Raw genomic sequence first — 12,570 nt, 5'->3', positions numbered from 1 at the left:
ATCTAATTCAGTATCTGTATTTTTGAGTTAATTGAGGTGGCGGTTGCGCGACGTGCAACCGCCACTTCGTCCTGAACGAGCGCACGACTATTCAAGTGCAAAGTACCCACAGCTTGATAACCCGCAACTTGGGTTATTAGGAGGAAATTATGGCGTCAGGAATGATGATCGAAGGCAAATGGACAACCAATGGGAATAAATCAGATCCCAATGGTAAGTTCAAGGAAACGCCGACAACATTTCGCGATCGCGTCACCGCCGATGGTTCTAGTGGGTTTAAGGCAGAAGCAGGGCGCTATCACCTCTACATTTCCTTAGCTTGTCCCTGGGCGCATCGCACTTTAATTATGCGAGAAATCAAAGGTTTGAATGATGCAATCTCAGTCTCTATCGTCGATCCGATTATGAGCGACAAGGGATGGATGTTTTCTGAAGCACCGGGAGCTATTCCTGACTGGGTAAATCACACGAAATATTTGCAAGATATTTATTTGAAAGCTGATCCCAAATACACAGGACGAGTTACTGTTCCGGTATTGTGGGATAAGCAAACTCAAACAATCGTCAATAACGAATCTCGCGAAATCATGCGGATGTTTGATGTAGAGTTTGGGGAATTGGCAACACAAAAAATAGACTTATACCCACGCGACTTACAGCATCAGATTGATGAAACGATCAATGCAATTTATCTACCAATCAATGTTGGTGTGTATCGCGCTGGTTTTGCGACTTCGCAAGCAGCCTATGAAGATGCGGTAACTGAACTTTTCGAGAGTTTAGATCGATGGGAAGCCATTCTCAGCCAGCAACGATATTTATGTGGCAATCAACTTACTGAAGCCGATATTTGTATGTTTGTTACTCTGTATCGCTTCGATTCAGTGTATTACGGTCACTTTAAATGCAATTTGCGGCGAATGATTGACTATCCAAATCTCTGGAATTATCTACTAGACCTATATCAGCGTCCTGAGTTCAAAGCGACTTGCAATCTAGACTACACCAAACGCGGCTATTACATGAGTATGACTGATATTAATCCAAATCGAATTGTGCCGAAGGGGCCGAGCGTTGATTTTGACCAACAGCACGATCGCGTAGGCGTAAGCCCGTCGTAGACATCGCTTCACTAAAACGTCTCCTAAAGAAGTTATCGCTCTCTAATTCATAGAAAAAAAATTGCACAATCCAACTGGAGTAACACCATGAGCCTTGTATCAGGTATCCACCATGTTGCAGTGGTGACAGCAGATATCGACCGCTTTATCGACTTCTATACTGATGTATTCGAGATGCCAGTAATCTTCCAAGAGACGACCCCAGCCTTTCGTCACGCACTTCTGCTAGCTGGATCGCAGAGCGTACTTCACGCAGCAGAGATGCCTAATAATATTCATAATTCTGGATTACCGGATATGTTTGGACGAGGACACATCGACCACTTAGCTTTGAATGCCCCAACAGATTCAGCATTCCAGATTATCCGCCGCAAACTGATAGATCGAGGTGTGAGTGATGGCGCGATCGCTGACCTTGGCCCAGTACTTAATTTATCATTTTCCGATCCTGATGGTATGCATATCGAAGTTTGTCTCATCGTCGATGCTTCACTTCAGGGTTTTCACCAACCGCGACCATATCTAGAGACTATCAACCAATAGGTTGAAGTTACCATTAGTCCCCTTCGCTGTTCATAGTTAATTAATAGTGTCGATTTCGTCTGCTTATTTTCAACTTGCGATCGTCCGATCGCAAATTTTATTAGTATACCAGTTTTACTATCAATTATTAATTATAACTTCAGCCCTATCTTAGGTAGAAAAAGTATAGCAAGCGAATTAAAAGTTAGGACATCTTGAAAGCATGGATGTTAGGAATAGTAATGTTTTACCTCCTGCCTTCAGCATAGCTGCCTTCTGCCTTCTGCTATATACTCCAGATAGCAAATTAACTGGACTAAAATACAGATATGCATAGGGTGATATTATGACAATTTTAACCCAAGAAGAAATTAGATTAGCAGAAGCCCTAACTCACAAAGCTCATTGGCGCAGATGGGGGCCATATTTAAGCGATCGCCAATGGGGAACGGTGCGCGAAGATTACAGTCACAACGGTACAGCCTGGGACTATTTTACCCACGATCAGGCTCGTTCTCGCGCCTACCGTTGGGGTGAAGATGGCATTGCTGGCATTTCTGATAATCATCAACGACTTTGTTTTGCGATCGCACTTTGGAATGGCGAAGATTCTATTCTCAAAGAAAGATTTTTTGGTCTAACTGGTAGCGAAGGAAATCATGGGGAAGATGTTAAAGAATATTATTTTTATCTAGACAATACTCCTACCCATTCTTATATGAAAGCGCTTTACAAATATCCCCATAAAGCCTTTCCTTACTCCCAATTGGTTGCAAAAAATCAACACAGAAATCGCCAAGAACCAGAATTTGAATTACTAGATACAGGTATATTTGATGAAAATCGTTACTTTGATGTCTTTATCGAATATGCCAAAAATGATCCTGAAGATATTCTCATCCAAATAAAAGTAATCAACCGAGGATCGGAAGCAAAAACCCTACACCTATTACCTACTCTCTGGTTTCGTAACACTTGGTGTTGGAATGGAGATACTAACAAACCGACTTTAAAACAAAGCGAATCTGGTAATGGCTTTAATTTAATTGAGGCGTTTCATCCAACTTTAGGTAAAAGATGGCTGTATTGTCAAGAAGCAAACGAAATTCTCTTTACAGAAAATGAAACAAATTATCAGCGATTGTTTGGCTATTCTAATTCGTCTGCCTATGTCAAAGATGGCATTAATGATTACATTGTTCAGGGTAAAAAAGAGGCAATAAACCCAAATAAAGTTGGTACTAAAGCATCTGTCGATTATTTGTTGACAGTTGGTGCAGGTGAAACTAAAATCGTTAAATTGCGATTGAGTGATGTACCTAATTTAGTTGAGCCATTTGGCAAAGAATTCCATATAATCTTTTGGGAACGACAACAGGAAGCAAATAAATTTTACCAGCGCGTTACACCATTTCCTCTCAGTGAAGATATGCGAAATGTGCAACGACAAGCATTTGCTGGAATGTTGTGGAGTAAACAATATTATCACTATGTTGTAGAGGATTGGTTGAAAGGCGATCGCAATACACCAGCACCACCTCCAGAACGCCAACAAGGGAGAAATCGGGAATGGTTTCATCTCTACAATAAAGATATTCTTTCTATGCCCGATAAGTGGGAATATCCTTGGTTTGCAGCTTGGGATTTGGCATTTCATACTATTCCTTTGGCAATGATTGACCCTGATTTTGCTAAGTATCAGTTGGATGTTTTAACACGGGAATGGTACATGCATCCTAACGGGCAAATTCCTGCTTATGAATGGGCTTTTGGTGATGTGAATCCACCTGTTCACGCTTGGGCAACTTGGCGAATTTACAAGATTGAGCAGAAGATTTACGGACGAACAGATAGACAGTTTTTAGAAAGGGTATTTCAGAAACTAATGCTCAATTTTACCTGGTGGGTAAATCGCAAAGATACTCAGGGTAATAACGTCTTTCAAGGTGGATTTCTCGGTTTAGATAATATTGGCGTATTTGACCGCAGTGCAGCTTTACCTACTGGCGGACATATTGACCAATCTGATGGTACCAGTTGGATGGGAATGTATTGTTTAAATATGTTAGCGATCGCTTTAGAATTAGCCAAGACTAATCCTGTTTACGAAGACATTGCTACCAAGTTCTTTGAGCATTTTCTTTACATTGCCGATGCTATGAATAACATCGGCGAAATAGAAGCCAGTTTGTGGAATGATTCCGATGGATTTTACTACGATGTGCTGCATTTACCTGAACGACAAATTACCTTAAAAGTCAGGTCAATGGTAGGTTTAATTCCTCTATTTGCCATTGAAACTATTGAACCAGAAACTTTAAAAGTGCTTCCTGGTTTTAAAAAGCGATTGGAATGGTTCATCCAAAACCGTCCTGACTTGCGGCAAAATGTGGCTTGTATGGAAACCAAAGGAGTGGGGGCGAGGAGATTACTGGCGATCGTTTCTAGAGATAAGCTCAGAAGTATTCTGCAAAAAATGCTGGATGAAAGCGAGTTTTTTGGCCCTTATGGCATTCGAGCACTTTCTCGATTTCATGCTGAAAATCCTTATATTTTTGATGTTAATGGTTCGCAATTTCGAGTCGATTATGAACCGGCTGAATCTAGTAGTGGTTTATTTGGTGGTAACTCTAACTGGCGCGGTCCCGTTTGGTTTCCGGTGAATTTCATCCTAATTGAATCTCTGCAAAAGTTTCATTATTATCTAGGAGACGATTTCAAAGTGGAATGTCCGACAGGTTCTGGTCAAATGATGACACTTTGGGAAATTGCATCAGAATTATCTCAACGATTAACCAGAATTTTCTTGCAAAATGACTCTGGTAAACGTCCTGTTTATGGTGGAATGCAAAAGTTTCAAAACGATCCACACTGGCAAAATCTAATTTTATTCTATGAGTATTTTCATGGTGATAACGGAGCCGGAATTGGCGCTAGTCATCAAACTGGCTGGACAGGTTTAGTTGCGAAATTAATCCAGCAATTTGGTGAATATGAAGCACAGCATCAAGAACTAGAAATAGAGAAGGATAAAATAAGGTAAAGACATCTAAACCCACTCCTATCTCATCCTCATTCAAAAGACTTGTTATTTGCCTTTATTCTTTCTGGTTAAATAGCAAGATTTCTTTTTAATATCTGCGTTCAATCAAGCTAGAAATATAAAAAATATAATTATAGCACAAGCCTTGGTGGTTAGGACATTAACAGATGATAAAACTTAGACACAACAAGACTTTTCACCCAATCCCCAGTCACCAGTCCCCAGTCCCTTGCTATAAATTTTGGCGTTGCATATTTGCGAGATGATTTTTCTAGTTTTGTGGGATGGCCCGAAAAGCCCGTCCTTAAAATACAAGGGACGGGCTTTTCCGCCCACCCTACAAGAATCATCCCTTGATTCAGCAACGCCAAATCCTTAAGGTAATTCTCACGCGAGACTCCTCACTAGATTTAGCAATTCTAGATTGGATGCTTCCAAGGTTGACGGGTTTGGAAATTTGTCGGCGTTTGCGAACAACAGATAGTACAGTACCAGTGATTTTGTTGACAGCAAAAGATGAAGTTAGCGATGCCTACGGCAAGCCGCAAAGCGTCTACGCGTCGCCGGATTACATGCAGGAGCCGATGATTATGTAGTTAAGCCCTTCAGCATTGAGGAACTATTAGCTAGAATTCGCGCTCATCTGCGGCGCACGCAAGAAACAGACGAAGATTTGTTGCAATTTGAAGATTTAAGCTGAAATAAGCGCACTCGTGAAGTATTTCGGGAAAAACGAAGCATTCAGTTAACAGCAAAAGAATTTGACTTATTAGAATATCTCCTTTCACATCCCCGTCAAGTATTTACTAGAGATCAAATTTTAGAGAAAGTTTGGAGTTACAATTTCATGGCTGATTCTAATATTATTGAAGTATATATTCGTTATTTGCGACTCAAGTTAGAAGAAAATAATGAAAGACGTTTGATTCATACAGTCCGTGGTGTAGGCTATGCACTACGGGAGTAATCGTAATGACTTGGTGATTTCAAGAAAAGCAACATATTCAAAATCAAAGAGAATTATGAAGAAAAAATGGGCTGTTAAACGACTGACAGTAAATCTCACAACCGAGGAAATGAAGAAACTTGAACAATACTGTACTCTTACAGGAAGACCAGCAACAGATGTAATTCGAGAATTACTCCGAAGTCTTGAGGTTGACAATGCTGAAAACTCTGAGATGGGAACAGCAGACTCAAAAATCACTGTTGGCAGTTCGTCAAAATCACACTAACTATCGACTCGAATATAGCGTTTCTTAATCAGAATCAGCTACAGCTTAACCTCACCCCCAACCTCTTGATAAAAAGAGGGGTTGGGGGTGAGGTTTTGATATGTACTTTATGCACCTGGGAACTTCTATATCCCGCCAAATTAAGGCCTTTACGCCTTTTGCCTTTCCTATGTTTTAACAAGCATCGATTATGGGCATCATAATCCCAGTCCGAATACATCAGCTAGCAGCCAGAAAACTATTTGGCAGCAAATTTTGCATTTACAAATATAGTATCAACCGATGGTATCTAGTTTTAGACCTTATCTCTTTGTTTCTCGATATAGTTTGTACGCTGTATTTCTTTTGGGATGCCTACAGATTCAATTGGGAGTAATCTGTAGCTTAGGTATTTGGATATTATCAGAAGCTAAATTACAAGCAGCCCAAGCACATCAGACCTGGAAATCACCTTTAGGATTGACTGAGCAAGTCACCACAGTAAATCCTGAGTCAGCAGAGCAATACTCAAAACCACTCCCCTATCGATTACAACTAACACCTATTTTGCTGGCGGCACCGGAAAACTTCAATCCTGATTTGCGATTACCACCATCGCTACCCGAAGCACCACAGCAGAATTCTAGTCCGCCACCACTACCCGAAGCACCACAGCAGAATTCTAGTCCGCCAACAACTGCCACCGAAGCAAAAACGCCGGATGCAGTTTTGGAAAGTATTGATACGGACTATCACTATGAGACAGACAACTTTGGCCAAACAAATTTTTTCCTCGAACCAACAGCTCAGTTTCGATTGAGAAATGGCAATAAAATATTTTTCAAGACAGGTTTTAACTTCTTTGAGCAACGCGGTGTTGAATCAATTACCAATTTTCCTTTGCAAGTTGGATGGCAAGGAAAAATTGGACAAGTGACTCTACTAACAGCAGCTGGAGTCGATGTGTTCAATCGTTTACCCACAGCTATCAATCTCAATGTTAAAGTGGATGCTCCCATTTCGCCGCCGCGAGTTTCGTCATCAGGTCGATTGCTATCGGTAGTAATAATATCAGGTAATTTAGAACAAGGGCCTTATAAATCTAATGCTCGAACTTTAGACAATCAAATTACTGCTTGGCGATTTGGGCCTGATTTATACTGGCAGATTGACCGTAATACCAGCTTATTTTCGTCATTGCGTTTGGGTAATTACAACGATGGTAATTCCGATGTGCAGTCCTTTAGTAGGTTAGAGCGCAAATTCGGACAATTTTCTTTGGCAGCTAACTTATTCACTTGGAGTTACGATCGCGATTTAGAACGCACAAGCGGTTATTTTTCTCCACCAGATTTTCTAGTTTACAACGGTGAGGTAGCTTGGGAGGGAAATATTGCACAATTCTTACGCTGTCGCCTTGCTGCCAACTTAGGACGGCAGCGACTTAAAGGAGAATTTGACAACGCCAATACCTATCAAACGCGCTGTACGGTAAAACTGTCGCCAAGTATAGAAGCAGACTTGGGCTATAGCTTTAGTAATGTCCGCAATCAAGAAACTGGTGGAAGCGCCTACGGTGGTAATTCCTTCACAGGACAGTTGCGGGTCAAGTTTTAACAAAAAAGAATTCAAAAGTCAGAATTCAGAATTCAGGAGCAAAGCCAAAGACGCTTTGCCAAGGCGTCAGAATTCAGAATGAATATAGAATCAAGCGCGCTATATATTTTTGATTTTTTGAAAATTATCAACTTTGACTATCAAAGGATTCTTAATTTTAACTTCTAAGTTCTAACTCCTGGATTCTGAATTCTGTTTTATAAATCCAAAATGGTATAAGGCTGGAGAATGAAAGCACCATTACCTGATAACGAAACACAGCGAATCGAATCTCTTTTGCAGTATAAAATACTCGACACTCCTTCGGAAGCAGCCTTTGACGACCTCACCCGTTTAGCCTCATATATTTGTGGAACTCCCATTGCCTTAATCAGCTTAATTGATACTAATCGTCAGTGGTTCAAGTCAAAAGTCGGTTTGGATACCCTACAAACACCCCGTGATTTGGCATTCTGCGCCCATGCTATTCTGCAACCTGAAGTTTTTGTTGTATCTGATGCAACAGTTGACGAAAGGTTTGCAACAAACCCCCTTGTCACCTCTGACCCGAATATTCGGTTTTATGCTGGAGTACCGCTAACTAACCCTGAAGGATATGCACTAGGAACACTTTGTGTAATCGATCGTGTACCAAGAAACCTCTCTCCAGAACAAGTTGAAGCATTACGAATTATTGGTCGCCAGGTAATTAAGCAACTAGAAATGCGCCGCAATTTAGCAAGTTTGGTATTGGCAAGTGATACACGCAAACAGTCCCAGAAGACACGCAAACAATTTTTTCAAAGGATAGCTGGAGGGTTTGGGTTAGCATCGGCAGTTTTAGTTTTGATTGGCGTGATTTCTTATCAAAACACATGTATATTGATTGATACGAATAAACAAGTACAAATAACTCAAGAGAAAATCAATCAACTAGAAGAATTACTGTCTGAGATGAAAGATGCTGAAACTGGACAACGCGGTTACATCCTCACTGGACAAGAAAGTTATCTAGAACCTTATCAAGCAGTAGTTGGAAACATCGATCGCAAAATTGTAAAACTGAAAGATTTAATTGCAGATCAACCTAACCAACAAAAGCAGTTCGCAACCCTTGAATCTCTGATAGCTGCAAAACTTGCCATACTCAAGCAGACTATATACCTACGTCAAAATCAGGGATTCGAGGCGGCGTTGCAGCTAATCCAGACAAATCAAGGAAAACATCTCATGGATGATATCCGCAAGATCGTCCATGAAATAGAAAATCAGGATAGAAGGTTGCTTCAACAGCAGTCACAAGCTGCAAAAGCCAGTGCTAACAACACGGTTTTGACACTGGCGATCGCGATTTGTTTAAGTTTTTTGATTCTGGCTATAGTCTACTACTTTATTTACCGTGAAGGAAAAGAGCGGAAATTAACAGAAGAAACACTGAATCAAGAACGCAACTTTATCTCAACAGTCCTGAATACAACCAGTGCTTTGGTAATAGTTCTTGACACAAAAGGGCAAATCGTTCGCTTCAATCAAGCTTGCGAACAAATTACTGGTTACTCATTTGATGAGGTGAAAGGAAGGCATTTCTGGAACCTGTTTCTACTTCCTGAACAGGTAGAGCCGATTAAAGCAGTTTTTGAGCAGTTGCGATCTGGTGAAGCGCCCATAGAATACGAAAACTATTGGGTAACTAAGGATGGCAGCCGGCGGCTCATTTCTTGGACTAACACTACCTTGAAAGACTATGAGGGGCACGTTGAATACATTGTTGCTACAGGTATTGACATCAGCGATGTCTTTGAAGAACTTCGCTTACGCCAACGAACTGAACAGCATCTCAAAGCAGAGTATGTTACAACCCGGATCTTAGCAGAGTCAACCACAATCAACGAAGCCATGCCCCAAATCTTGCAAGGAATTTGCGAAAGTTTGGGATGGGATTTTAGTGAATTTTGGATGGTAGATGGGCGAGCAAATCTACTGTCTTTGCTAAATTCATGGTATAAAATCTCCTTTGAGATGCAAGAGTTTGACATCCTCAGTCGGCAGATTACATTTGCACCAGGAATTGGGCTGCCTGGTCGTGTCTGGGCTAGTATTGAACCTGTTTGGATCGCTGATGTCGTTAAAGATCGGAGTTTTATCCGCTCTCAAATCGCTGCCGAAGCACAACTGCACGGAGCTTTCGGTTTTCCGATCTGTAGTGGTAAAAAAATCATCGGTGTGATTACCTGCTTTAGCCATAAAATCCAGCAAGCTGACCCAGATTTGGCAAAAGTCATGAATTTGATTGGCGAGCAAGTAGGGCAGTTTATTGAGCGCAAGCAGGCAGAAGAACAACTCCAACGTCAAAACTTGCGATCGCAACTATTTACTGAAATCACCCTCAAGATTCGTCAGTCTTTGCAAATCAAAGAAATTCTCCAAATCACTGTCACCGAGGTTCAAAAAATTCTCCATAGCGATCGAGTTTTGATTTATCAGCCTTTGGCTGATGGCTCTGGAGCTACCGTGGTTGAGGCAGTAATTTCTGGCTGGCTAGCAATTAAAGAGAAAGAGCTAGTCAATGCTTACTTTCAAGCCGAATACATCCAGCAGTACTATCTACAACAGTACCGTCAAAAACCGAATCTGGGGCTTGCTGACTTGGATATAGCTGAAGTCCAAAAAAACCATCTCGAATTACTGCAACAATTTGGAGTCCAGTGTAATTTAGTCATACCCATTCTTGTCAAAGAAGAACTCTGCGGTTTGCTGATTGTCCATCAGTGCGGCAGTTCCCGCCAATGGTCTAGCTTTGAAACTCATCTTTTACGGCAAATAGCTGACCAAGTAGGTATTGCCTTAGCCCAAGCCCAAATGTTAGATGCAGAAACTCAACAACGACGAGAACTCGAAATTGCTCGTCACCAAGCTGAATTAGCCTCCCAAACCAAAAGTGCCTTTTTGGCCAACATGAGCCATGAAATTCGGACTCCCATGAATGCTGTATTGGGGATGACAAGCTTAATGTTAGAAACTCCCCTAAATTCCGAGCAGCGGGATTTTATGGAAACAATTCGCATTAGTGGTGATGCTCTCTTAAGCCTGATCAACGAAATTTTGGATCTTTCCAAACTAGAGGCTGGGGAAATGGCACTAGAAACTCTAGATTTTGACTTATCTACCTGTGTAGAAGAAGTATTGGAATTATTGGCTCCCTCTGCCCATCATAAGGGATTAGAAATTGCAGGATTAATTTACAGCAACGTCCCCACCCACCTCCAAGGCGATGCCGGCCGCTTGCGACAAATTCTCATGAACCTGATTAGCAATGCAATCAAGTTCACCAGCAAGGGTGAGGTAGTATTACGAGCAGAATTGCGATCGCTTTCCTTGACTACAGCTACTATCTATTTTGCGATCGTAGATACCGGTCTTGGCATTACCCCTGAAGATCAATCCAAACTCTTTAAGCCATTTACCCAAGTAGATGCTTCCACCACCCGGAAATATGGCGGCACAGGTTTGGGATTAGCCATCTGCAAGCAACTGGTAAGCTTGATGGGAGGAGAAATGGGTGTAGAAAGTCGCTTGGGGAAAGGATCTAAGTTTTGGTTTGAAGTAACTCTTGCCATGCAACTTGACTCTATTTCTTTAGAAGGCGAACGCGAACTTTTGCTCAATCGCCGCTTGTTAGTGGTGGATGATAATGCTACTAATCGCAAAATCATCTACCATCAAGCTACTCGTTGGGGAATGCTGGTGGATCAAGCAGCCTCGGCTACTACTGCCCTCAAAGCTATTCAAGAAGCCGCCAAGCAAAAAAATTTCTATGACATAGCTGTGATTGATATGCAGATGCCAAAAATAGATGGCATGACTTTAGGAGAACAAATTAAAGCAAATTCAGCGATCGCTGGGCTACCTTTAATTATGCTTACCTCTACTAATCAACGCGATGAAATCCAACGAGCGCTAAAAATAGGATTTGCGGCTTATTTAGTCAAACCGATTAAGCCGTCCCGACTCCTCGATGCGATCGTGACTATTTTAGGAACGCAGCCAGAAGAGGAGACAGAAGTCATAATTCAGGAGTTAGAAGTCAGAAGTCAGGATTTAAAACTGAAAAATTCTGAAAACAACCGCAACTATTATTCTCCTAACTACCACAAATTAAGAATTCTCTTAGCTGAAGATAATTTGGTGAATCAGAAAGTTGCTTTGAAACAACTTCAAAGTCTGGGTTATAGTGCTGATGTTGCTGGTAATGGGAAAGAAGTTTTGCAACTATTAGAAAAAATTCCCTACGATTTAATTCTGATGGATTGCCAAATGCCAGTTCTCGATGGTTTAGAAACCACAAAAGAAATTCATCGTTGGCAAGAAAACAGCTTTGCTAGTGGTTATCGTCCTGTGGTAATTGCAATGACAGCTAATGCCATGAGACAAGACCAACAAATGTGTCTAGATGCCGGAATGGATGACTATTTGAGCAAGCCAGTAATCAAAGAAAAATTGGCGGCAGCACTAGAGCGTTGGGGAAATGTGATATTCGAGGCAAAAGAAACAACTGCTACAGAGCAAACAGTTTCTACAACAGATGTCGGTGCAGTTAACCTCCCAATTGATTGGGAACGCTTACACCAACTATCGGAAAACAACCCAGAATTTGAATTGGAACTACTGCAAATATTTGTTGAGGATATTCAACCTCGTCTAGAGTTAATTAAAATAGCGATCGCAGCTCATGACTTTGAGCAAATAATACTTCAAGGTCATCAAATTAAAGGTTCTAGTGCCAATATGGGAGTTACAACCATGCATCTGGCAGCCGAAAAACTAGAACAACTAGCTTATAACCAAGAGCGTCGAGGTTCTAGTAACTTAATCGTAGAGTTAGAAGACTTTATTAAACGCATCCAAGATTTTTTAAATTGTCAAGATAGTAAAGCCACAACCTGAAATAATAATATTTATTAATAAATTCACTGGCTCAACACTTATTTTACATTTCTCATTACTAATTTCCTATTTTTCAGATATAAATTGTCACCGATTGGGAATAATAACAAAGTATATTCGGTGAGTTAGC

Annotated in this window: 6 protein-coding genes and 1 pseudogene; all 7 read left to right on the top strand. The window is 41.0% G+C overall.

The genetic code is table 11. The annotated features are described in order from the left end of the window. The first annotated feature begins 149 nt into the window (after positions 1–149). The 7 genes and pseudogenes from RMY32_RS19715 to RMY32_RS19685 all read left to right on the top strand — a co-directional run bounded on the left by RMY32_RS19715 (position 150) and on the right by RMY32_RS19685 (position 12,440). A complete protein-coding gene (locus RMY32_RS19715; RefSeq protein ID WP_322712198.1) occupies positions 150–1,121 on the top strand; it encodes a glutathione S-transferase family protein in 972 nt (323 codons plus the stop codon). An 87-nt stretch (positions 1,122–1,208) separates the two neighbouring features. Continuing rightward, positions 1,209–1,664: a VOC family protein gene (locus tag RMY32_RS19710; RefSeq protein WP_322712197.1), complete on the top strand. Its 456-nt coding sequence runs from the start codon at positions 1,209–1,211 to the stop codon at positions 1,662–1,664. Positions 1,665–1,989: 325 nt separating this feature from the next. Then, positions 1,990–4,686 (top strand): MGH1-like glycoside hydrolase domain-containing protein, encoded by a 2,697-nt coding sequence (locus tag RMY32_RS19705; RefSeq protein ID WP_322712196.1) that lies wholly within the window; start codon positions 1,990–1,992, stop codon positions 4,684–4,686. 386 nt (positions 4,687–5,072) lie between these two features. Continuing rightward, a pseudogene (locus RMY32_RS19700) lies at positions 5,073–5,653 on the top strand (winged helix-turn-helix domain-containing protein); the annotation flags it as partial. Positions 5,654–5,708: 55 nt separating this feature from the next. Further along, the gene (locus RMY32_RS19695) at positions 5,709–5,921 is read left to right on the top strand and encodes a CopG family transcriptional regulator (RefSeq protein ID WP_094351406.1); all 213 of its coding nucleotides are present in this window, start codon (positions 5,709–5,711) and stop codon (positions 5,919–5,921) included. 282 nt (positions 5,922–6,203) lie between these two features. Beyond that, entirely contained in the window at positions 6,204–7,517 is a 1,314-nt protein-coding gene (locus tag RMY32_RS19690) for a hypothetical protein (protein ID WP_322712195.1), read from the top strand. Between the two features lie 228 nt (positions 7,518–7,745). Beyond that, positions 7,746–12,440 carry a response regulator gene (locus RMY32_RS19685; protein ID WP_322712194.1) on the top strand — a complete coding sequence of 1,565 codons (4,695 nt, stop codon included), beginning with the start codon at positions 7,746–7,748 and terminating at the stop codon, positions 12,438–12,440. Positions 12,441–12,570: the final 130 nt, after the last annotated feature.

The organism is Nostoc sp. ChiSLP03a (assembly GCF_034531215.2).
Classification (GTDB): domain Bacteria; phylum Cyanobacteriota; class Cyanobacteriia; order Cyanobacteriales; family Nostocaceae; genus Nostoc.
Note: the sequence above shows the minus strand (reverse complement) of the source record. Positions and strands in the feature narration are given on the sequence as shown.